This is a genomic window from Kiritimatiellia bacterium, from assembly GCA_026417735.1.
Lineage (GTDB): Bacteria > Verrucomicrobiota > Kiritimatiellia > PWTM01 > PWTM01 > CAACVY01.
In genome coordinates this window covers 159,514-182,201 of the sequence record JAOACR010000020.1, presented here as the reverse complement: position 1 = coordinate 182,201, position 22,688 = coordinate 159,514, and the positions used below count along the sequence as shown (strand labels likewise).

General features: G+C 68.4%; 20 protein-coding genes and 1 tRNA gene. 9 read left to right on the top strand and 12 right to left on the bottom strand.

Annotated elements, in window-relative coordinates:
• Positions 1-93: 93 nt before the first annotated feature.
• From N2652_10655 to N2652_10645, 3 genes are all read right to left on the bottom strand, one after another.
• Positions 94-1,035, bottom strand: coding sequence for a dihydrodipicolinate synthase family protein (locus tag N2652_10655; GenBank protein MCX7819645.1), 942 nt, complete (start codon positions 1,033-1,035; stop codon positions 94-96).
• A 247-nt stretch (positions 1,036-1,282) separates the two neighbouring features.
• Positions 1,283-4,552, bottom strand: coding sequence for an exo-alpha-sialidase (locus tag N2652_10650; GenBank protein ID MCX7819644.1), 3,270 nt, complete (start codon positions 4,550-4,552; stop codon positions 1,283-1,285).
• Between the two features lie 116 nt (positions 4,553-4,668).
• The gene (locus tag N2652_10645) at positions 4,669-6,249 is read right to left on the bottom strand and encodes a sodium:solute symporter (protein MCX7819643.1); all 1,581 of its coding nucleotides are present in this window, start codon (positions 6,247-6,249) and stop codon (positions 4,669-4,671) included.
• 901 nt (positions 6,250-7,150) lie between these two features.
• Here N2652_10645 and N2652_10640 point away from each other — a divergent pair.
• Both N2652_10640 and N2652_10635 read left to right on the top strand, forming a co-directional pair.
• Positions 7,151-7,339 (top strand): hypothetical protein, encoded by a 189-nt coding sequence (locus N2652_10640; protein MCX7819642.1) that lies wholly within the window; start codon positions 7,151-7,153, stop codon positions 7,337-7,339.
• A 74-nt stretch (positions 7,340-7,413) separates the two neighbouring features.
• On the top strand, positions 7,414-7,632 hold the full coding sequence (locus N2652_10635; protein ID MCX7819641.1) for a hypothetical protein: 219 nt from the start codon (positions 7,414-7,416) through the stop codon (positions 7,630-7,632).
• Between the two features lie 52 nt (positions 7,633-7,684).
• On the opposite strand, the gene N2652_10630 is transcribed toward N2652_10635, so the two are convergent.
• The 5 genes from N2652_10630 to N2652_10610 form a co-directional block, all read right to left on the bottom strand.
• Entirely contained in the window at positions 7,685-8,260 is a 576-nt protein-coding gene (locus N2652_10630) for a DJ-1/PfpI family protein (protein ID MCX7819640.1), read from the bottom strand.
• Between the two features lie 28 nt (positions 8,261-8,288).
• The gene (gene tsf, locus N2652_10625) at positions 8,289-9,119 is read right to left on the bottom strand and encodes a translation elongation factor Ts (GenBank protein ID MCX7819639.1); all 831 of its coding nucleotides are present in this window, start codon (positions 9,117-9,119) and stop codon (positions 8,289-8,291) included.
• Positions 9,112-10,086, bottom strand: coding sequence for a 30S ribosomal protein S2 (gene rpsB / locus N2652_10620; protein MCX7819638.1), 975 nt, complete (start codon positions 10,084-10,086; stop codon positions 9,112-9,114). The genes tsf and rpsB overlap by 8 nt, the downstream gene beginning before the upstream one ends.
• Before the next feature lie 193 nt (positions 10,087-10,279).
• A complete protein-coding gene (rlmD, locus tag N2652_10615) occupies positions 10,280-11,593 on the bottom strand; it encodes a 23S rRNA (uracil(1939)-C(5))-methyltransferase RlmD (protein ID MCX7819637.1) in 1,314 nt (437 codons plus the stop codon).
• A gap of 22 nt (positions 11,594-11,615) precedes the next feature.
• Positions 11,616-11,702: transfer RNA gene (locus N2652_10610), tRNA-Leu, on the bottom strand.
• Between the two features lie 162 nt (positions 11,703-11,864).
• Here N2652_10610 and N2652_10605 point away from each other — a divergent pair.
• The 7 genes from N2652_10605 to kdsB all read left to right on the top strand — a co-directional run bounded on the left by N2652_10605 (position 11,865) and on the right by kdsB (position 18,304).
• The gene (locus tag N2652_10605) at positions 11,865-12,857 is read left to right on the top strand and encodes a sugar phosphate isomerase/epimerase (protein ID MCX7819636.1); all 993 of its coding nucleotides are present in this window, start codon (positions 11,865-11,867) and stop codon (positions 12,855-12,857) included.
• 116 nt (positions 12,858-12,973) lie between these two features.
• Positions 12,974-13,762: a hypothetical protein gene (locus N2652_10600; GenBank protein ID MCX7819635.1), complete on the top strand. Its 789-nt coding sequence runs from the start codon at positions 12,974-12,976 to the stop codon at positions 13,760-13,762.
• Between the two features lie 4 nt (positions 13,763-13,766).
• Positions 13,767-14,426, top strand: a complete 660-nt coding sequence (locus N2652_10595) for a hypothetical protein (GenBank protein ID MCX7819634.1) — start codon at positions 13,767-13,769, stop codon at positions 14,424-14,426.
• Between the two features lie 104 nt (positions 14,427-14,530).
• Positions 14,531-15,649 carry a DNA polymerase III subunit delta gene (gene holA, locus N2652_10590; protein ID MCX7819633.1) on the top strand — a complete coding sequence of 373 codons (1,119 nt, stop codon included), beginning with the start codon at positions 14,531-14,533 and terminating at the stop codon, positions 15,647-15,649.
• Positions 15,650-15,651: 2 nt separating this feature from the next.
• Positions 15,652-16,500, top strand: coding sequence for a DUF3108 domain-containing protein (locus N2652_10585; GenBank protein MCX7819632.1), 849 nt, complete (start codon positions 15,652-15,654; stop codon positions 16,498-16,500).
• Positions 16,501-16,528: 28 nt separating this feature from the next.
• A complete protein-coding gene (locus N2652_10580) occupies positions 16,529-17,548 on the top strand; it encodes a PfkB family carbohydrate kinase (GenBank protein ID MCX7819631.1) in 1,020 nt (339 codons plus the stop codon).
• Between the two features lie 3 nt (positions 17,549-17,551).
• Positions 17,552-18,304: a 3-deoxy-manno-octulosonate cytidylyltransferase gene (gene kdsB / locus N2652_10575; GenBank protein ID MCX7819630.1), complete on the top strand. Its 753-nt coding sequence runs from the start codon at positions 17,552-17,554 to the stop codon at positions 18,302-18,304.
• Positions 18,305-18,320: 16 nt separating this feature from the next.
• Here kdsB and murJ read toward each other — a convergent pair whose 3' ends face one another.
• The 4 genes from murJ to N2652_10555 are packed head-to-tail and all read right to left on the bottom strand — an operon-like array spanning position 18,321 to position 22,684.
• A complete protein-coding gene (gene murJ / locus N2652_10570; GenBank protein MCX7819629.1) occupies positions 18,321-19,919 on the bottom strand; it encodes a murein biosynthesis integral membrane protein MurJ in 1,599 nt (532 codons plus the stop codon).
• A gap of 2 nt (positions 19,920-19,921) precedes the next feature.
• Positions 19,922-20,923: a hypothetical protein gene (locus N2652_10565; GenBank protein ID MCX7819628.1), complete on the bottom strand. Its 1,002-nt coding sequence runs from the start codon at positions 20,921-20,923 to the stop codon at positions 19,922-19,924.
• Positions 20,913-21,800 carry a hypothetical protein gene (locus N2652_10560; protein ID MCX7819627.1) on the bottom strand — a complete coding sequence of 296 codons (888 nt, stop codon included), beginning with the start codon at positions 21,798-21,800 and terminating at the stop codon, positions 20,913-20,915. The genes N2652_10565 and N2652_10560 overlap by 11 nt, the downstream gene beginning before the upstream one ends.
• The gene (locus tag N2652_10555; GenBank protein MCX7819626.1) at positions 21,797-22,684 is read right to left on the bottom strand and encodes a type II and III secretion system protein; all 888 of its coding nucleotides are present in this window, start codon (positions 22,682-22,684) and stop codon (positions 21,797-21,799) included. Before N2652_10555 ends, N2652_10560 begins: the two co-directional genes overlap by 4 nt.
• Positions 22,685-22,688 lie beyond the last annotated feature (4 nt).

The following is a 22,688-nucleotide window of genomic DNA, read 5'->3' as shown; positions in this document are numbered from 1 at the left end:
TCGCTCACGAGCAAGCTGCCGCGCGAGGCGTACTCTGCGCTGATCTGCCGACGATGGCAGCAGAGCGCGAAACGAACGGCGTGCCGATGTCGTCTACGGACGGTCGGCGGTGAACAGCGGATTCGGCGGTAGCAGACCGGCACGGATCAGCGCCGCGCGGACGCGCTCCCGTTCCGGCGTTCGAAAACGATGGAACGGCTCCGCCATGAAGTCGTTACAGATGCGGAGCAGTGACAGTGCGCACTTGATGCCCTTCATCACGGCGGAGGGATGGCGCCCGATCCGGTAGATCTCGCCGAGCGCCCGGACGCGCTCTTCCAGCGTGCTGGCACGCGCGGTGTCGCCCGCCCGAAGTGCCGCATACCATGCAACGAACAGGTCAGGCGCGACATTTGCGCCGCCGCACACCCCGCCATGTCCGCCCATAGCCAGCGCAGCCGGCAACTGGTGTTCCGGCCCGATCCACAACCGCCAGTCCGGTCGCGCCTCCGCGGCCATCGCACAGACGTGGCGGAAATAGACGAGATCGCCGGAGCTGTCCTTCAAGCCGACAATCTGCGGCCTGTCCAGAGCGCGCCGCACGGAGTCCGGCTCGATGTTGACCTTGGTCAAGATGGGCATGTTGTAGAGCACCAGCGGCAAGGGAAGTTCTTCGACCAGGTGCTCGAGATACTCCGTGAGCTCCGGCTGGCCTTCGGGGAAGTAGTACGGCGGAGCCGCGACCACTGCCGCTGCGCCGCAGTCGGCCGCGTGCCGTGCCAGCGCCACCGATTCGGCGAAGGCGGTGTCGCTGACCGCGACCAGCACCGGGACCCGCCCGGCGACACGCTCCGTCACGCGGCGCACCAACTCGCGCCGCAGGCGGTAGCTGAGGCTCGGCCCTTCGCCCGTTGTGCCGAGCAGGAACAGACCGTGGACACCGCCCGCCAACACGTGATCCACCAGTCGATCCAGCCCGTGATGATCGAGCGCGTCGCGGTGGGTCAGAGGCGTCGCGAGGGGCACGAGAATACCGGATGGAAGCGGCAGGTTCATCGAGATCGAAGGGCGAAACGTGTCCGCGCATGGCCCATGCGCGATGATCCGCGCGGACAACGGCTGCGGCGGGTGCCCGCGCTGACGGCAAAGCTCCGCGACCGTCCGCCGGTGGCGGGGTGCAACCGCCGCCGGGAAGACGGGCGCCTCCAACGCTTGGACGATCGCGACGGGGTGCCCTCCAACGCTTGGACGGCGTGCCGGCGACGTTCGCGCGCGGACCGCAGGGGCGATGGAATGAAAGGCCTCATGGCTCGCTTCGCGGATTGCGCAGGTAGTAGAAATGGCCGTCTTCGGCTCCGGCGAGGAGGTCGGGGATGCCATCGCCGTTGAAGTCTACCGTGGTGGGACTGACGTCGTGTCCTTCGATGTTTTGATCGCTCAGAAGTCCCATGTCGCGGAAGAGCCAGCGGCCCTCGCGCTCTGAGATCTGCCGGAGCCAGCGCGCGTTTTCCGCGTTTAGGAGCAGATCGAGTCGGCCATCGCCGTCCCAGTCGGTGACGCAGAGTTTGCGGCGGCCGCTGCGACCCCCGACGCGGGCGTTGAGGCGGAGGGGGCGGCCGGATTCATCGCACAGTGCGCGGCGGGGATGGCGCAGGATCAGTCGCTCGCGATCGCGGGCGCGCTCGAAGAACGCGAGGTAGCCTTCGGCGTCGAGCATCAGCAGGTCGGTGAGGCCGTCCCGGTTCCAGTCCACTGCAACGGGGGTGGTGCGCCACTGGGTGAGCAGTTCGCGGCCCTTCGGGCGCAGCCAGCCCCACGCGAGCGCCGGGGGCGGCCCCTGCCACTCGACCTCGATCGGCGCGGGGGCGGCGAGCTTTGGCGCGGTACGACTGCCGACGTTGCGGTACCAGTGCACGAGACCCCAGATCGAGTTGACGACCAGATCGGGGAGTCCATCGTGATCCCAGTCGGCGACGGTGAGCGTCGTGTAGCCCCATTTCGCCTCGGCCGGTCCCTGGATGCTTCCGTTGGGACCGGCTTGGATCCGGATCACCCGACCATCGGCCTCGAGCCGACGTGGCGGCGCCCAGCGGGGGTATTCGACGCCCGGACCGCTGAGGTTTTCGATGAAGCCGATGTAGCCGGCGGTGTTGCCGCAGAGCAGGTCAATGTCACCATCGCCATCCCAGTCAGCGCCGCACGGTGTGGCGAGGGCGCCAAACTTTAGCAGGTCGGCCTCTTGCTGGAAGTAGCGGGGAGCGCGAAAGATGGGGACACCGTCCGGCGCGATGCGACCGGTGTGTTCAATGAGTGCGACGCGGCCATCCTCGTCGCCCGCAATCAAATCGAGGTCACCGTCACGGTCCCAGTCGAGCGCGACAGGTGTGATCATCTGCAGGTCCATCGCGAGCGGGCGACCGTCGTCGGCGACGAGTCGGCGGCCGGGCTCGTAGCGGGGCTCGGTGCGGCGGCCGATGTTGCGGAACCAGGTGAACCTGTCCAGGAATTCACCGCAGATCAGGTCGAGATCGCCATCGCCGTCAAAATCGCCCAGGTTGGGGGACGGCCATCCAAAGACCTCCACCGGACGGTCGCCGGCGATGAGTTTCGCCGGCCGTTCGTAGCGCGGCGTGCGACTGGTGCCCGCGTTCCGCAGCACATAGACGAAGCCCCGCAGCGGTCCATTGGTCCAGCGGCCGGCGGGATCGTAGGCGTTGTCCCATCCGTAGTCGGTCCAGTCGTCGACGCCGACGACGAGGTCGAGCGAGCCGTCGCCGTCGTAGTCCGCGTAACGCCACATGTTCGCGCGGACACGGTTGGGGTGGATGTTTGCCGGCACCAGCAGCGGCACGCTGCGCTCAAGCCCGCTACGGAGGAAATCGGGGTGCTCAGCGGCGGGGGTCAGAACGCGAGGATGTCCCTCCACGTAGCTGACCTGTACGTTCTGCAGGCCGCGGCTAATGCGGCGGGGGGGGCGGAAGACCGGCAGGGGATTGGCGGCTGTGTCCGCGCAGGCGTTTTCGAAGAGCCACACGCCGTTGAACGGCTTGTCGGGGCAGTTGACTGGAAGATCGAGATCGCCGTCGCCGTCGAAATCCATCGGCAGTGGCCAGGCCCAAAGACCCACGCCGAGGTCCACGACCAGGCGCGGGTGGTTGTAGCGGAGGGGTTGCAGCGACCGGGTCGGTGGGCGAGGGAGTTGAAGCAGTTCTGCGTGGGCATCGGGTGGCCATAGCAGTTGGACGCCAGTCCATCCGGCGCGGGGAAGCACGAGGCACTCGTCGCGGGCGACATCGCGAATCCACACTCGCATCGCGGTGCACCCGCGATCGGTGTAGTGGACGGTGGCGGCCTCGAGCGGTCGCCAGTCCGGCATGGGCGAGTCCGCGGGCGCAATCGCATGCAGACGCCCGGCGGTGCGGGCAGTCACACGCGTTTCGCAGGGCGCGCCGCCCACCGTGCGGGTGCATGACCAACCCTCAAACACGGCCGGCACATTCGTCCAGACATACTCGCGATTCGAGAACGCTTTTGCGCCGTTTGAGAACGTGCCCTGCTCCCAACCCCAGCCGGCAATGGTGAGATTTCGGACGGGGGTGGCGGAGGGCGGGACGGCGGACAGGTCGAGCACCGCATGCCGGATGCGCTGGCGTTTCCATGTATAGGTGATGTGAACGCGTCCGTCGCGCGTCTGAATGACGGCGGGATAGCTGAACTCCGCGCCGGGCTCATCGTCGAGAGTGAGGAGGGGCGACCACTGGTGGGCATTTGTGGAGATCGCGACCACCAACGGCGAGCGGCCGCGCTCGACGGGGTTGTACACGAGCAGATGGCGGCCGTCGGCAAGGGTCAATGCGTCGATGCCGGAGTTGGGATTGGGGAGGTCGGTGAGCGTCATCGGGCGCCAGGTGCGGCCCAGGTCGTCGGATTCCAACCGGAAGATTCGGCGCTGTTGGGTGCGGCCGAGCGCAACCAGGCGCCCGCCGCCGAGCAAGAGAATCGCGGGTTGGATCGCGGCGATCTGGCGGCCGTCGTTCACGGGCGGGTCGGCGCGCCAGGTGAATCCGTCATCGGCGCTGTGCTCAAAGTGGACCCGCCAGCCGTCGTGTTCGGTGCTCGAGCCGGCCAGCAGCGAGCTGTCAGGCAGCCGCACGGGCTTGTTTTTGACGGGCCCGATCACGCCGTCGGGCAGCCGAACCGCCTCGGACCAGGTGCGGCCACCGTCGTGCGAAACGCGGCGCATGCCCCACCAGCGTGCACAGTCGGGGCCAACCTTGTACAGAAGAAGGAGCGTGCCCTCGCGGGTGGGGTGCAACACGGGATTCCAGCAGGGATGGCGAGAACCGTCCGGCTGCCGCCCGTCGGCGACGGCGACCGGGACGGTCCAACCGTCACCGGTGTGCCGCGAAACCCAGATCCTCACGTCCGGATGGCCTTCATGAGTGCCGCCGAACCATGCGGCAACGAGCGTCCCGTCCGCAGCTTCGGCGATCGTGGACGCGTGGCAAGATCGAAACGGCGCGCTCTGGAAAATGAACTCGTTGGTGGCCAGCGGCGAAGAGTGTGCCGTCACCGCGAACGCGGAAAGGCCAGCGAAGCGCGCGAGACGGCGCGCGCGAGGCGGGCTGGCCATGGCTTCTGGCGCCCGGGACGGCGCGGAGACGTTTTCGAGCGCGGGCGTAGCAGTGATCAAGGCGGGTCCCCCCGGGTTGAGCTAGCTGTGCGAGGGCGCGACTCGAAGCGGCCGAACAGCATGCCGAAGATCAGAATCACCGCGGTCGCGACCGCGACGGTGAGGTAGGGATGGAGCGGCGAGCGCCAGCGGGCGAGCGGTTCTGGCCAGGTGGGCGACCATGTCATCCACGCGATCGCGAGCACGCCCAGCGCGACCGCCGCGGCCGCGCTGCGGGAGCCCGCCCGGCGGGAGAGCACGCCCAACAGAAACAGGCCGCCGAGGCCGCCGCTGAACGCGCTGGCGAGTTTCCACCACGCATCGAGCGCGCCGCGAGCGTTGACCATCAGCAGCGCGGCGCCGGTGCCGAGGGTACCGACGGCCAGCGTGGCCGCGTGCAGCGTCCGCAGGCGGGCCGGGTCGTCGGCGTTGGGCCGCAGGAGCCGCTGATAGAGATCGGTCACCAGCAACGTGGCGGACGAGTTGAGCGAGGTCGACACGGTGCTCATACCGGCGGCCAGGATGGCGGCGACGAGCAGGCCGGCAAGCCCGTGCGGCAGCCGGGTGGCGATGAAATGCGGAAATGCGCGATCACCCAGGTCGACATCGTCGAGCTGCGCGGGGTCGATGGGTTCTGCGGTTGAGGCTGCGCGCTGGGCTGCGGTTGCGGCGCGAAGCCCGGCAAGCTCGGCGGGGTGTGCGTGGTACCACGCGTGCAGGGAGGTGCCGATCAACAGTAGCGTGGCGCTCACCGGCACATAGAGCAGCCCGCCGAGCCACACCCCGCGACGAGCCTCACGGTCGGACCGGGGGGCGAGGTAACGTTGCACGTAGTTCTGGTCGATGCCGAAATTTTGCAGATTGATCGCCAGCCCGTGCAGCAGAACGACCCAGAACGTCGGGGCGGACCACGTGCTGGGGTCGAGGCTGCCAAGGGAGAGCTTGCGGTGCGCCAGCGCGTGGCGCAGCACTTGGGCAGGGCCCTCCGGCAGGTCTGTCAGCAGCAGGATGAGTGCGACGAGCGCGCCGACGATCAAGACCAGCGCCTGCAGCGCATCGGTCCAGACCACGGCGACCAGACCGCCCACAAATGCGTAGGCGGTGACAATTCCGCCGGTGGCGAGAATGACTGTGCGGATGTCCCAATCGGCCAGCATGGCTGCGGACATCGCCATCAAATAGAGCACGGTGCCCATTCGCGCCAGCTGGGTGAGAAGATAAAAGGTGTCCGCATACCACCGGGCCCAGGGGCCGAACCGCCGTTCGAGCAGCGCGTAAGCGGAGATTTCGCCGCTGCGCCGATACAGCGGGAGGAAAACGCGCACCGCCAGCCAGGTCACCGGCGGCAGCGTGAGCGAGAAGACGAACCAGCTCCAGTCTCGGGCGAATGCGCCACCGGGAATTGCGAGAAAACTGATGCTGCTGAGAAAGGTCGCGAAGATCGAGAGACCACACACCCACCCCGGCAGCGACCGCTCTCCCACCGTGAAGCCTTCGGCGGTCCGATTGGTCCGTCCCAGCGCCAATCCGATCGTGAGCGTCGCGGTGAAATAGACAAGCACTACGGCCGAGTCCGCGCCGCTCCAGCTACCCCTCATGCCGGTTGCTCCGCTTCGGCGCGCGGTGCAGGGGCCTGCCGCATGGCTCTCCGTTGATTGACCGCAGGGCCCGAGGCCGGCGGGGTCTGAAGCGACCGCGCGCACCGCACACGAATGGAGCTGGCGGATGACTCCTTTCGGCGGGGCACTGGCGTACCGGCCGGGTCACCGCAGGCATTCTAGGTTCTCGACAGTCCCCGTCAATGCTTCTTCCGGAAACGTGCCGCCGCGAATGGCGAGTGCCGGGTCTGTGGCTAGTGGGACCGCAGAAGGGAGGTGAGGGGGCCGTTGCCGCCCGGGTGTCGGAGGCGAAGGGAAGACGCACCGAAGTTGTTGCCGCTTGCGTTTCGTTGGAGAGCCATGTTTGCCGCTTTGAGGCTCCGAGTTCGGAGCGGGCGAGGGACGTCGTCCATGCGTGCTTTGCGGCGATGTGCTTTGTGGATCCCGGACCCCCTGGGCGGCGTTGTGACCGGTGAGAACAGTGATCAGTTGAGCCAACACGGCGTGGAGATGAAGCGGCTGCCAGAAGAGCGCCACCGAGGGTGGCTGCTGCCGGCTGGGTCGGGCGGTTGGGCGGGAGGAATCGGTCGCTCGTTGGACCTGCGGTGCTGCCCCGGCCGGCTCATGTTCCGGGGGCGAGGCTTGTGTGACAGCTGCGGGATCCGTCGCGCAGGAAGGTCTGCGGCGATATTCGGCCCGATGCGGGCGCCGCACAAAGTCGGTCTGGGTACCACAGCGTTTGTGATCCACGGTTCTTCTGCCCGGAGTAGGATCGTGGTCGGCATGGCGTTCGGCTGTGTGACCTCGTGATGGATGCCGGTCAGTTGCCAAATCAGTGGGCCAAGACCGAGGATGTGGGCAGGCAGCGGCGGCTGAAACGCCTGCTCGATGATCATCGCTCGTGAATATCGAAATGGAGGCTTTGCTTGGGCGCTTCCTTCAGATCTGGGAGGCCGTGCTTGTGCTCGGCATCGCTCCAGTTCCGTTGTCGTTGGCGCAGTCGCCGGCGGTCAGGCTCCTTCTGTGCCGCTTGCCGCCGCTTCCGCCAGATGGCGTTTCCGTCGAATTCGAACCGGTAGCTTTCCGCTGAGCGCCGCCGGAGCTTCAGGTCTGCATTGGTCTGCGGGACGATCCGCACAAGAACGTATGGAAAGGAACTCGGCGGTGGTCGCGCTGATGCCGAGCGGTCACAAGTCGCCCTTGGCGGTGGTGGTGTGCAGCGACGGCGTTGGCTGGCCGGTGAGGGAGGTGCGGATCAATGGTCAGCCAGCCCTTGGTGCGGCCAACGTTTCACCGGATCGATCTGCTCGCGTTGAGATTCGCTTCGGTGTTTCGGGGAGCGGCGGGGGAGGGCTGATTCGGGCGCGCCGCCGCCACGTCTGAGGAGGGCAGCGACCCGTCGCGAGGACCTGGTTGGGGGGCGACGGGGCCAGCGCTACGGCCAACGCGCGACGATGTCCAATGCGACGCGGCGGGCGGTTTCTGCTCCGCAGAGGCATTCGATCAGCGTCAGCCCGAACGCGACCGCGGTTCCGACGCCCTGGCTGGTGACGATCCGGCCATCCACGACAACCGGCTCGTCGCGGCGGATTGCCGAGCGCAGACGAGAGGCGGCCGCCGGGTGACAGGTCGCCGCGCGGCCGTGGAGGATACCTGCGGCCTCCAGCACCAGCGGCCCGGCGCAGATTGCTCCGATCCATCGGTTCCGTTCGTGCGCGGCGCGGAGCGCATCGAGCAGATCCGCGTGTGCGGCCAGTCGCTCGACGCCGCGCGCGCCGCCTGGCACAACGATCGCATCGTACTCGTCGGTACGGACCTCGGCCCAGCGGGCGTCCGCGACAATACGCGTTCCGCGGCCCGCGGTGATGGTTTCGCCGTCAACACTCGCGAGGCAGACTTCGGCGCCGGCGCGCCGGAGCAAATCCGCGGCGGTGACCGCCTCAATTTCCTCGGTGCCGTCCGCAATGGGTATCAGCACCCGCACTCGCCCCTCGGTTCCGGCCGGCTTCATGGAATGTCGCGGACCCCCGCGATGGAGGTCACTCGCCGAGCGCCCAGATCACATAACGGCGCACACTGATCTTTGCGCCGAGCTCTCGCCCCTTTGCTTCGAGCCATGTGCCGACACTCACCTTGTCGTCTTTCACAAACGGCTGTTCGAGCAGGCACACGCTGGAGAAGTATTTTTCAATCTTGCCCTGAACGATTTTTTCCACGATCGCGGGCGGCTTGTTGCTGACCTGTTTTGCGTAGATCTCTTTTTCCGCGGCCAGCACCGCGGCGGGCACGTCTTCGCGCCGCAGGTACGGGGGACGGCAGGCGGCGAGGTGCAGCGTCACGTCGCGGGCAATGTCCGCCAGCTGCGGTGCGGCGGCGGCCCCCTGGACCTCGAGCTCCGCGAGCACGCCGAGCTTGTCGCCGAGATGCACATAGGCGGCCCATCGGCCATTGGCGCCCGCCTCCAGACGCAGGTGACGGCGGAGCACGATGTTCTCGCCGGTCTTCTGGATCGTCTCGCGCACTGCGTCGGCGGCCTCCGCGGCGAGGTCGCCGGCGCTCTGCTCGGCTCGGCGCAACAGCCCGGCGACGAAGGCGCGGAACACCTCATTGCGGGCGACGAAGTCGGTCTCGCAGTTGACCTCGAGCATCACGCCGATGCGGCCGTCTGCGGAGACTGAGGCCGCGATGACGCCGTTGTTCGCCGCGCGCGAGGCCTTTTTCGATGCGACCGCAAGTCCGCGTTCGCGGAGGATCTGAATTGCGCGGGCCTTATCGCCTCCCGCCTCCACGAGTGCGCGCTTGCACTCCATCATCCCGACGTTCGTCTCGTCGCGCAGTTCCTTCACCAGTGCGGCGGAGATCTCATTCATCGTCCTTTACCTCTTTCAGCAGCCGGCCGGGCAGATCCACCTCAGGGGCGGAGTCCACCATGGGCGCGAGCGGCGCAGATGAGTCCGGCGCAGGGAGCGTTTCCACCTCCGCAGCCTTCGCCTTCGCCAGCGCCTCTTCGCGACGGCGGCGCTCCTCCCGCTCGCGTTGACGGCGCATTTTTTCGGCCGCCTCCTGTCGGGCCCGCTCTTCGGCTTCCTCCGCCGCGCGCTGACGACGGCGTTCCTCCTCCTCCCGCTCGAACTCTTCGAGGCCTTCGCGCATGGCGGCGACGAGGTCGTTTAGAATGACCTGGATCGACCGGATCGCGTCGTCGTTGGCGGGAATTGGGTACTGGACCAAATCGGGGTCGGCGTTGGTGTCCACCAGCGCGACGACGGGGATGCCGAGCCGGTTGGCCTCGGCGACCGCGATCGCGTCGCGGCAGACGTCCACCACCAGCACGGCGCCCGGCAGCTGCTCCATGTTGGCGACACCACTGAGGCTTTTCTGGAGCTTGGCCAGCTCGTGCCGGGCGGACGCGGCCTCCTTTTTGGGCATCGTGTCCAGTGCGCCGCTGGCGGCCATTTCCTCCAGTTTGCGCATCCGCACGACGCTTTGTCGGATCGTCCGGTTGTTGGTGAGCATGCCCCCCAGCCACCGGTTCACGACATAGGGCATCTTCAGCGATTCGGCGGCCTGTCGGACCAGCTCTTGGGCCTGTTTCTTGGTCCCGACCATCAGCACCTGGCGACCCGATCGGACCGTCTGGCGCAAAAACTCCCGCGCCGCGGCGAGCCGTTCCAGGGTCTGGCCCAGGTCGATCACGTAGATGCCGTTGCGCTCGCCGAAGATGAACGGTTTCATCTTCGGATTCCATCGGCGGGTGCGGTGCCCGAAGTGGACGCCCGCTTCGAGCAACGTTTTCAGATCCACCGGCACTCTGGGTGCCGGCGCAGTCGTGTCCATCTCATCCTCCAGTGGCTGGGCCCCGTAGGGCCAATCCGCTTTGTCCCCGGTGAGGACCGCCGGGGAACTCGCTTCCATTCCGCGCCGCCGGCGATGGCCGGCCACTTCGACGCGGAACTGATGAAGGCATATGGTACAGAACGCCGACGGCCGCCGCAAGTGATCCCGCGGCTCCCTTCGGGATGCTGGCTGCTCACTCGGTGCGGCGCACCAGCAGCGCGACGACCTCGATGTGCCCGGTCTGCGGAAACATGTCGAACGGTTGGAGTTCCTGGAGCTGCCAGCCCGCGTCGAGCAGTGTCCTCAGGTCTCGCAGCAGCGCGGGGGGGTGGCAGGAGACCAGCACACAGCTGCGCCCCCAACCGCCGGCGAGCAGCGTGCGCAGGTCCGCGGGCAGACCAGCGCGGGGCGGATCGGCGACGACCGTGTCCGGGACGAGTTCACGGGACAGCTCGCGCGCGATCCGCGCTGCGTCGCCGCAGATCCACCGGACGTTGAGAACACCGTGACGCTGTGCGCAGCGGGCGGCCGTGGCGACGGACTCCGCGTCGGACTCGACCGCGGTGACCTCGCGTGCAGCACGCGAAAGAAACAGCGTGATCGCACCGCAGCCGGCGTAGAGCTCGACGATCCGGTCCGCGCCCATCGCGGCGACGTGGGCGGCGATCCACTCGATCATTCGCTCTGCCTGTCGCGTGTGGGTTTGGAAAAACTGGTTGGGGCCGAGTTCGAATTCGAACGACCCGAGCCGTTCCCGGAACGTGCCGGTACCGGTGAGCGGACTGGCCGTAAGCGGGCCACCGCCGAGTGCCACCACGGTGGTCGCTTCGGCGCCGAGGTGCTCGGCCCAGCGCTCTGCGTCCGGCGGAACCCGCGCCCAGCGCAGTGCGATCAGCCGATCGCCGGTCGCGCGGCCCTCCCGAACAGTGACGCGGTCCGGTCGCGGGCGGCGCCCCAGTCGGCGTTCGTTCAGCGTCCGCTCAACGATTTCCACCACTCGCTGAGAGGCCGGGGACTGCAGAAGGCAGTGGCGGGCGGTGACGAGTCGGTCGGGGGATCTCCGCTCGTGAAAACCGCAGACCGCCTGGCCCTCGACCACACCGACGGAGAACGAGAGTTTGTTTCGGTACCAGAGGGTCTCGTCTGCCGGCACAATCGGTCGCAGAGCTCCGGGAGGCAGCCGCAGCGGCGCGAACACTTCGTTGAGGATGTTTTGTTTCGCCGCGATCTGTGCTTCCGGCGCCAGGTGCAGCCAGTCGCAGCCGCCGCAGCGGCCAAACACCGGGCAGGGGGGTGTTCGGCGGGCGGGTGAGGGGTCCAGAATGTTGACCGCGACCGCCCGTGCGTAGTGCGACCGGCGTTCCACGATGCGCACTTCGACCGTTTCGCCGGGCGCCACCGCCGGCACGAACAGGGCCTGACCGTCGAGGTGGGCGAGACCGTCACCGCCAAAGACGAGCTTTTCGATGCGGACCACCCGGAGCGGTTCGAAAGTGTCTACGCACATGGTGGGACGTTACCGCGGACGATGGTGCCGGAGGAGGGACTCGAACCCCCATGCCCTTGCGGGCGGCAGATTTTGAGTCTGCTGCGTCTGCCGATTCCGCCACTCCGGCCGGGCCAGATCGCCGCGGCGCTTCGTAGCAGGAACGGCCGGCAAGGGCAAGCGGCGCGAGGGCAGAAGCGGTTGCGGGCCGGAGTTGCGAGAGCTGACAACGTTCAGGTAGACTGCACGGCAACGGGGCGTCGGGGCCCCGTGCAGGGAAAGGAGAGCTCTCATGGCAAGACCGGTCACGTTGTTCACCGGCCAGTGGGCCGACCTTACGTTGGAAACGATGTGTCAGAAGGCGCGCGACTTCGGGTACGACGGTCTGGAGCTGGCATGCTGGGGCGACCACTTCGAGGTCGCGAAGGCGAACGCGGCCTATTGCAAAGCGAAGCGCGAACTGCTGGACAAGTACGGGCTGAAGGTCTTTGCAATCTCGTCGCACCTGGTCGGGCAGGCGGTGTGTGACTGCATTGACGAGCGCCACAAGAGCATCCTGCCCGACTACGTGTGGGGCGACGGAGATCCGGAGGGCGTGCGCAAGCGCGCGGCGAAGGAGATGATCGCGACCGCGAAGGCCGCCGCGGCGCTCGGAGTGAAGGTGGTGAACGGGTTCACCGGCTCTTCGATTTGGCATCTGCTCTACGCCTTTCCGCCGACGCCGCAGTCGATGATCGATGCCGGCTATGCGGACTTCGGGAAACGGTGGAAGCCGATCCTCGATGCCTTCGAAAAGGCGGGGGTGAAATTTGCTCTCGAGGTGCATCCGACGGAGATCGCGTTCGACATCGTGAGCGCGGAGCGTGCGATCGAGGCGGTCGGCGGTCATCCCGCGTTCGGCTTCAACTTCGATCCCAGCCATCTCGCGTATCAGGGTGTGGACTACGTCGAGTTCATCCGCCGGTTTCGGGACCGCATCTTCCACGTTCACATGAAGGACGTCGGTGTTGCGAAGACGCCGCGGCTGTCCGGCGTGTTTGGCGGTCACCTGCCGTTCGGCGACCCGCGACGTTACTGGGACTTCCGCAGCCTGGGCCGTGGCAGTGTGGACTTCGAAGCGATCATCCGCGCGCTGAACGAGATCAAGTATGAGGGGCCGCTCTCGGTCGAGTGGGAGGATTCGGGTATGGACCGTGAGCACGGTGCGCGCGAGGCGTGCGAGTTCGTGAAGCGGCTCGACTTTAAGCCCTCCGCGGTCGCGTTTGACGCCGCGTTCGAGCGCTGACGTCATTGGTTTGCCTGCCGACCGCGAGCGGGCGGTCGGGGGACGCAGCACCGGCGGGGCCGCTCGCGGCCCCGCCGGTTGCCTGTTCCGGGAGCGGTGAATCCGCGGGCTGCGCTGTGACGATTGTCGATCTGCACGTTCACTGGCACGGCTACTACGATCCGGCGTCGCTGTGGTGCGAGATCGTGCCCCGTATGCAATCTCTGGGCGGACCGTCCGCGGCGAGGGTGTTGTGCTGGACCGAGGCGGCAGGGTGCCGGGAGTTCGAGCGTCTGATGGGTGGTGGTGGCCCATGGGTGGTGGCGCGCGTGGCCTCGGAAGGCAGGGCGGTGTGGATCGCGGATGAGACGAGGGGCGGAGGCATTTGGATTGTGCGGGGGCAGCAGATTGTCACCGCGGAACGGCTGGAGATTCTGGCGATCGGCGTGCGGGATGATGCGCTCGAAGGCAGGCCGTCGCCGGAAGTGGTGCAGCAACTGGAGGAGCTGGGCGCGCCGGCGCTGATTCCGTGGGCACCGGGCAAGTGGTGGGGCCGCCGTGGGCGCATGATTCGCGCGCTGCTTGCGCGTTGGCCGCGCGACGTACTGATGTTGGTGGACTCTTCGCTGCGGCCACGCGGCTGGCCGATGCCGCGGCTGTTGCGGCGCTCAGCGGCGCGAGAAGGGCGGCTGTTGGCGGGGTCGGATCCGCTGGAGTATCCCGGCGAGGAACGGAGGATTGCGAGCTACGCGACGCTGTTCAGCTCGCCGCTGGCGCCCGAGGATCCGGCGGGATCGCTGGTCGCGATGCTGCGCGACCGCCGCATCGGTGCGGTACCGGTTGGTTCGCGCGCGGGGCCGCTGGTGGTGGGTTGGCGGATTGCGCGTCATATGAGGCGCCGTTCGGGCGCGAAACGTGAGGGCTGAGGCGGTGAACCGTGTCTCGAACAGTGGCGTCGTGCGTGGGGCCGCGGTCGCGTCGCGAACGTGCGGGTGGGTGGTGCTGGCGTGGATGGCGGGCGCGTCGGAGCCGTCCGCGCCGCAGGTCGGCCCCTGGCAGCGCGTGGACGGCGCTCGGTTGGAGGAGCGACGCTACGCCGACGGAGATAGTTTCGTGCTGAGCCACGGCGGCACGTCGGTGATGTACCGGCTGTATTTCGCCGACGCGCCAGAGACCGATCGAAAATTTCCCGAGCGGGTTCGCGAACAGGCCCGGCGCTTCGGCATCTCCGCGGCGCGCATTCCCGAGCTTGGGGCGAGCGCGGCGGAGTTCACGGCCGGGTGGTTGCGCGAGGGGCCGGTGACGGTGTGGACGCGGGAGGAGCCGGCGGGCGGCCGTGAAGAGTTGGGGCGCCGATTTGCGCTGATCGTGCGCGCTGAGCGCTGGTTGCACGAGGAACTGATCGCGGCGGGGTGGGCTCGTGCGTACGGGCGGGGAGTGGACCTGCCGGACGGCACATCGGAGGCGGTGCATTGGCGCCGGCTGGACGAGCTGGAGGCGGAAGCGCGGCGCTCGGGGCGCGGCGCGTGGGCAGCGGGCGGCCGCCGCTGGCAGGAGCGGGGGGAAACGGGCGGCAAGAGGCGGCGATGACGGCGGAGCCGTTGTTCTCCGGCGGCCGGAGGGGAACGGTGAGCGGCTGGCGAGCACAAGTCGTTTTCGGCAGGATGTGAGGTCATGTGTTCGGGAGACGAAGCGTGAGCGGACGGCGAGATGGCCGCGCAGCCGGTGCCGGGCCTTCGGTGGTGTTGTTGTTTGGCGACGGATATCGCGTGGAGCAGGCGGCCCGTCGCTGGATGGCGGCATGGTGCCCGCCGGATTCGCGAATTTGGGCGGCGGAGGAGGTTTCGCTCGAGAGCGATGCGGAGGATCAGATTGTTTCGGCGCTGCGCGCAGTGCTGCTGGCGCTCGAAACCGCACCGATGTTTGGCGAGGGCAAAGCGGTATGGTTCCGGGCGGGCTCCGCGCTGCAATCGGCGCGGCTGGGGCGTGGCGGGGCGCAACCGTGGCTGCAGAAGCTGGTCACGCGCATCCGCGGCGGCTTACCGGCGGGCCATCGTCTGTTGATCACCGGCTCGGGGATCGACCGGCGCAGCGCGCTGTTTCGGGCGGTTCACGAATGCGGAGAGGTGGGCGACTATGCGCTCTCGGAGAAGGCTTGGGAACGGGAGCGCGAGCTTCGGCGCCTGGTGGAGGAGGTGGCGGCGCAGAAGGGCATCCGCATGGAGCCCGAGGCGGTGGAGCTCTTTCTGGATCGGATCGGCGCGGATGGGCACATCGTTCACGGTGAGATCGAGAAGCTGGCGCTGTACCTCGGCGAGAGGCGCAGCGCGACGGCAGCGGACGTGCGCGAAATCACGTCGGTGACGCGCGAAGTGGAGGGCTGGGATCTGGCCGACTGGGTGGGGGCCCGACGGCCGGCGGCGGCGTTCGCGGCGCTGCGGCGGTTGTTGGATCAGCGTGCAGAGCCGATCCAGCTGATCGGCGGGCTTGAGGGGCGGCTGCGCGAGCTGACCATTTTGCGCATGGCGTTGGATCGCGGATGGTTGCGCCGGACGGATCGTTCGGTGGTGTGGACCGACTCGCCGGAGGCGAACGCGACGCTGGCGGCGCTCGGTGAGTGGGACCCGCGGCAGATGCATTCGTTCCGACTGGGCCGTCTGGTGGAGCAGGCGGAGAACTTCAGCGCGGCGGAGCTCGCGTCGGCGGGTGAGGCAGTGACGAGGGCGCGAGAGCGGATGGTGGGGGGATTTCCGTCGCCGGAGTTGCTGCTGGAACTGCTGGTGTTGCGGATCTCCCGTCCACCGCGGAGGTGATCGTGAAGCGACGCGTGCGCATGTGTCTGGCGGTGGGGCTGGCGCTGGCAGTTGTGCGCGATGTGCACGCGTGGCCGCCGAAGGTGCCACTGCCGGTGGAGACACCTCCGGAGTCACCGGCGCAGCCACCGCCGGCCGAGGTGCCGGCGATGTGGTTTCCGGTGGGTGAGCAGTTGCGCTACGGGCTGTACTGGGGGCTGCTGCCGGTGGGGACCGCGGTGGCCTGGTCCGAGTGGGTGAACGAGGGGGGGCGTTGGCAGATTGCGCTGCGGCTGCGGACGCGGTCGAGTGCGGTGCTGGATGCGATCTACCCGGTGGACGATTTCCTCGAGAGCCGTGTGGACCCGTTGAGCTTTCTGCCGATTCGGTTTGTGAAGAAGATCAACGAAGGGGCGAACCGCTACGATGAAGTGACGGAGTTTGACTACGCGGCGGGCGTAGCGAAATGGCGCTCGCTGCTGCGCGGCCGGGAGAAAGAACTGCCCATTGATCCAACCATCCGTGATATTCCCTCGCTGCTGTACTGGTTTCGGCGGGAGCGGATCGGCCTGGGCGACGACCGCGCGTGGCGGGTGATGGCGGACAATAAGATCTACACGGTGCTGCCGCGTCCGGTCGCGGAGGAAGTGATCGCGGTGAGCGGGTTTGGCCGGGTGCGATGCATTCGCTATGAGCCGGCGGCGGAGTTCAACGGTCTGTTTGTGCGGAAGGGGAAAGTGTGGTTGTGGGTGTCGGACGATGAGCGGCGCGTGGCGATGAGGATCGACGCGGAAGTGCCGGTTGCGCGGGTCCGAGCGGTGTTGAACGAGATTCGGCAGCCGGTCCGGTCGCCGCGGGTGGCGCGGCAGTAGTGGCCGGCGCGGATGGGGGGCGGGCGCGATGGCATTGACGATTCGGCGGGCGGAGGAACTGGTGGCCAGGTTCCCGCGGCTGCGCATCGCGGTGGTCGGCGATCTGATGTTGGACCGCTACATCGAGGGCGAGGTGGAGCGTATATCGCCCGAGGCGCCGGTGCCGGTTGTACGGGTGCGGGCGGAGCGAGCGGTGCCGGGCGGTGCCAGCAACGTTGCGGCGAACCTGCGTGCGATGGGCGCGCGCGCGGTGCTCTGCGGCCGAGTGGGCACGGACGCGGCGGGGCAGGAGCTATTGCGCCAGCTGCAGGCGGCGGGCATTGAGACCGACGGCGTGTGCGCGGAGTCGGACACGCTGACCACTGTGAAGACGCGAGTGCTGGCGGAGCGCCAGCAGGTGTGCCGGGTGGACCACGAGCGCCTGCTGGAGTGGGATCGGCGACGCCTTGCGGAAGCGTGCGCGAGGGTGAGCCGGAGTGTTCGGGCGGCGGACGGGCTCATCGTGGAGGACTACGGCAAGGGATACGTGGTGCAGGCGGTGGTGGACGCAGCGCTGCGGGAGGCTGGTGCGCGGCGCATTCCGGCGGGGCTGGACCCCAAAGAAAATCGCGAGCTGCGGGTGCGCGGCTTCACGGTCGCGACGCCGAACCGCCGGGAGGCGTTTGCGGCGGTGGGGCTGCGCGATCCGGGCGCCGCGGCGGTTCCGCTGGAGGACCGCCCGCTGCTGGCGGCGGCCAGAGCGCTGCGCCGCCGCTGGGCGCCGGATCACCTACTGGTGACGCTCGGACCGCAGGGCATGCTGTTGCTGGCGTCCGGCCGACCGGTGCACATACCCACGCGTGCGATCGAAGTGTACGACGTCAGCGGCGCGGGCGACACGGTGATCGCGGTGGACGTGCTGGCGCTGGCGGCGGGTGCGCAGCCGGCCGAGGCGGCGGAACTGGCGAACTACGCGGCGGGCGTGGTGGTGGCGAAACTGGGGACGGCCACCTGCACACCGGCGGAGTTGCTCCGGCACATGCGCGAGTGCGGCGCGCCGGAGGGATGAGGTATGGGGGAGGTCCTCGGGGTGATCCCTGCGCGATGGGCGTCCAGCCGGTTTCCGGGCAAGGCGCTGCATCCGATCGCGGGCCGTCCTCTGCTCGCTCGTGTGTTGGACCGCGTGCGGTGCGCTCGCCGACTGAACGGGATTCTCGTCGCGACGGATGATGAGCGGATCGCGCGGCTGGCGATGGAGTGCGGGGTGGAGGCGGTGATGACGTCGCCATCGCACCCCTCGGGTACCGATCGCATTGCGGAGGCGGTGCGGGACCGTGCCGCGGATGTGGTGGTGAACATCCAAGGCGACGAGCCGCTGGTGGATCCGCAGCTGGTGGACGCGGTGGCCGGCGCGATCGGCGCGCACGAGGGGTGGGAGATGGCGACCGCGGCCGCGCCGATTGAGGACCTCGCCGATCTTACGAATCCGTCCGTCGTGAAAGTGGTGTTCGCGGAAGACAGTCGGGCACTGTATTTTTCGCGCGCGCCGATCCCGTACGATCGGGACGGCGTTGCGGCGGCAGAGCCAGCGCCGGTGTGGTGGCGGCACATCGGGCTGTATGCGTACCGGCGCGACTTTCTCGAGCGGCTGGTCGCGGAGCCGCCCTGTCAACTGGAGCGGCTGGAGCGGTTGGAACAGCTGCGGGCGCTGCATCTCGGAGCCCGGATTCGGGTGGTCAGGGCCGCGGCGGCGGGCGTTGGTGTGGACACTCCGGAGGACGTCGCGCGGGCGGAGGCGGCGCTGCGAGCGATGGGAGGGGCGTGAGCGGCGGCGGGCGGCGCTAGATTTCCGCGATCGGCGTGGCGCGACGGCTGCGGAAGGCGGCGATCATGTCGCGCCATTCGGGCATGCGGAGGGCACGGGCCATCCCGACATAGGCGCCGGCGCCTGCGGCCAGGGCTGCGAGCACGCCACCCACCTGCGCCAGCTTTGCGGGTGCTGCGGCGCGCGCGAGCTGGCCGGACACGGCCGCGTTCGCGGCGACCGCGGCGCCCGCGAGCACCGCGCAGGCCGCGATGATCCGCGCAACGCTGCGGCCGATGGCCAGCCAGTCCGCAGCTCCGATGCGCCGTTCAAGAATCGCGGCCAGGACCAGCACGTTCAGCGCCTCGGACGCGACCACCGAGAAGGCTAGCCCCGCGTGGCGCCATTCCGCCGGCCAAGTGGCGCGAAACGTGAGGCTCATCAGCAGATTCATCATCACGGCGAAGACGCCGACGCGCACCGGTGTGCGGGTGTCCTGCATACCGTAAAAGGCGGGCACCACCACTTTGCCGAGGCCGAAGAACACCAGCCCGAAACAGTACACGCGCAGGCATCGGACGGTGAGAAGGGTCGAGTGCGCGTCGAACTGCCGCCACTCGAAGCTCATTCGAACGATCGGCTCGGCGAGTACGAACAAGCCGGTGGCGGCGGGCAGCATGCCGAAGAGGATCAGACGGATCGCGTCGCTCACCGCCCGGCGAAGGCCGTCGAGATCGTGCCGGGCACCGTGGCGGGAGAAATGCGGCAGCAGCACGGTGCCCAGCGCGGTCGCGAAGACGCCCTGCGGCAGGTAGATCAGGCGCTCGCTGAAATAGAGCGCAGCGGCGGCCCAACGTCCGATCGCGGCGGCGAGCATCGTGGCGAAGAACACGTTGAACTGCGACACGGCGCGGCCGATCGCTGCCGGTGCCATCAGCGCCAGCACCCGCAGCAGCCGGGGATCCCGCCGGTCGAGGCCGGGCCGCAGATCCGCGCCCAGTTGGAGCAGCTGTGGCACCTGAATCCCCCACTGCAGCACGCCTGCCACCACCACGCTCCACGCAACACCGTACACCTGTTGTTCCGGCCGTGGCCCCAGCCGGGGGCAGATCCACAACAACGTCGCAATTTCCACGAGATTGAGCACCCACGGGGTGGCCGCCGGAACCGCGAATCGATCGAATGCATTCAGCGCTCCCATCGAAACCGCGGCCATGCAAATGAACAGCAGGTACGGGACCATGATCCGGAACAGGGACCACGTCAGCCGGTGTGCCTCGTCCAGCGCGGGGCGGGAAAGCGCGATCGTCGAGATGAGCATGCCCAGGCCCACCAGCGTGCTCAGCACCACCGCCAGCAGCGTGAAGACGGACCGAGCCAGCCGCCACGCCTCGGCGTCGCCGCCGCGCTGCCGGCTCTCGACAAACACCGGAATGAAGGCGGCGGACAGCGCGCCCTCGCCGAACAGCGCCCGAAAGAGGTTGGGCAAGCGGTAGGCGATCACGAACGCCGACATCGCCGCGGAGGTGCCCAGCGCGCCCGCCAGCAACACGTCGCGGACGAAGCCGAGCACGCGGCTGATCGAGGTGAGCGCGCTGACCAGACCGGCGGAACGGATGAGGCGTTTCTCGTCCATCGTCACCGCGGTGCGCTGCCCGCCTCCGCTTCTCCGGCGAGCAGCCGCGTGCGGGTCGCGAGCGCGGTGGCGTCCATCCGTGGAGCGAGCGGGAAACATTCAATGGTTGTTCTGAGGACGAGCGTGGCGTCCGGCGGCGCGAGGAACCCGTCCGCGGCCACCTCGATTTCTGCGGTGCGGGAGGCGCGGTGCGCGTACGCGCGCGCGCGGAGGCGCAACGCATCGGGCTGACGGCCGGCGGGGCCACGCAGCAGCACGAGCCAGCCAGGTACCTCGGCCGCGGCCCAGGCGGGGCCCCGGCGGGTGGACTCTACGCGGTGTTCACCGCCGAGATCGACGCGGTACACCCAGGTTCCTGCGGTTTGCAGCCAGGCAAACGACGGCGGAGGATCAAAGGCGATCGGCCGCACCGGTGGCGTCTCCGCCGGTGCGGGCAGCAGCAGGCGAACGGGGTCGGCGATCCGCAGCACGACCGCGGGGCCGAGCGGGATCGCGGAAGGGGCGGTGCGCTGCCAGCGATCTTCCATCTCGACAGCGGCGGCGTAGGGGCTGATGCGAACCGTCCGCGTCGCGCGGGCGCTGATTGGTGGGCCGAAATCACGTGTCCACCGGCAGATCGTTGCGCCGCTGCGCGTGCGCCAGGCCCGGCCGGTCCAGGCCGGAGCGTCAAACACGGTTTCCGGCCAGCAGTGCTGCGCGCGGAGTGCCGCCCATGCCGATTCGGGGACCGGCCAGATCCGGCCCGCGGCTGACAGCAGGTTCGATCCGCCCGTGGGGATCAGTGCGGTCAGCCGCGCGGTGAGCGTCTCGACCACGACCGACACCGCAGGCGTGCGCAGCAGCCAGGTGGCCGCTTCAGCGTGCGCCGGCAGGATCGGTGCGACCGGGGGATCGTGTTCGATTTCGATTGCACGCAGGGATGTTACGAGACCCGCGCTCAGGATCGTCGCCGTGGCGCGGAGCGCGCACGCCGGCCTCGGTCGGCGCAGGTGGTCAGAACTCACCCGACACGCCCACCGCGAATAGGATGCCGTCATCCACTCTCGCGTCCTGGAAAAGGCCCGCTTCGTAGTCGAGTTCCCGGTTCAGCAGGTACGCAAGGTGGGCGGAGAACGTCAGCCAGCGTGCCACGCCCACCTCCACGCCGGTATAGAGGCGTTGATCGCGAAGCATGAACTCCCCCTTCGGGTCGCTCCGGGACAGGGAAAACTGCCAGATCCGGTTGAACTGATAGCCGCCGAACAGCGCGATCTCCGCCAGCGGTTGCCAGTGCAGTCGGGTCTCCGGATAGCCGAGGTCGGCAGTGAACTGAGGCCACGGCCGCCACCGCAGACGAAGCAGCGGATCCAACCAGTTTTCGAAGCCGGGATAGAGCGAGACGCCCGCCTGCCCGGCGAGCGTGCGATCCGCGGCCGCGATCGCGGAGAACGCCAGTGGCACGTTGAAGTCGTCGAGTTCGAGATGTTCGATCGCGGCGTAATAACCTGGCAATGCCTCTGTTCGGAGCGTCCATCCGGGTTCCAAGCGCAGGTCCCAGCGCGACCGGACCGCGAGCTGGCCGAACACCGGGGGCACCTCGTAGTGATCGCCGTTGATCGCCACCCACAGTCGGCCTCGCAGGGACAGGTCGAGCGTGCCGGCGGTGGTTCGGTAGTACCCCAGCGAGATATGCCCAAGGCTTTCGAGCAGGCCGAACGAGTCGGACGAATGTTCAATGGTCTCGGTGGGCGAGATCGCGATGCCACCGGCGGCCCACGGCTCGACGTCGCCGTCCGCGATCGGACACAGCGGCGGCTGCAGGTTTCCTGCTGCGGACCCCGCGGCGGCCGCCATCGCGGTCGCGACAAAACAGCTACCGATCGCTCTTATTCCGCGGATCATCGTCCCGTGGCTCCCTGCGCGCCGACAGCGCCCCCCGGCGGGAGCGTGTCCACCACGGTCGGCGTCAGCTCGAACTCAATCTTATGATGACGGCCACCGCGCCGGATGCCAACCAGGAAGCGGTCGTAGAAGTCGGCGTGAGTGGAAGTGCCGCCGAATCGGACGGTCTGCCCCGGCGCAACGATGAGCTCCGTCGCGACACGTTCGAACCGCCAGCGGAGCGGGCCGTGCTCGGAGACGCCCGAAAGCTCCGGTACCAACCGGATCATGATCTGGCGATGTTCGCCCTGGCCGAGCACGGTTGGCTCGATCGAAAGCGAGGCCCCGACCGCGCGCCAGCGCACGGCCGCCGCGGTGAGGCCCCAGCCGAGCGCGCACTGTTGAAACCATTCCAGGTAGGGAACCTCCTCGCCGATCTGGAGCGATGCGGAGCGGCCACTGAGCACCGTGAGCGTCTGCACGAGATGTTCGGAGGTGTCGCTCGCACGCCATTCCGCGCGGGGGCGCACCGAAATGTCGGCTGAGGAGCCGCTTGGAGCGATCACCACCGTGCCGCCGACGGCTGCGCCGGCGTCGAGTTCGCTGGTCTGCCCGACTGCGCGCCGGCGGACGTCAATGCGCACCATCGGTGGAGGGGCGGCGGCGGCGCGGGCGAGGTCGGCAATTTGCGAATGTTCGGATTCGGTCGCAAACACCAGCAACCGCCGGCGCGGCGCGTCCACGACCAGACGGCTGCCCTCGGAGAGCGCTGCCCGGGCGGCCTCCGCGATCGCGTCGGGGTCCGCAAAACCGATCTCGTGTACGCGGAACAGGCGGCCGGTGGTCTGTGCGAACACCGTCCCTGCGGCGAGCCATGCGCAGAGGGTCAGGCCGGTCGTGGTCATGCGA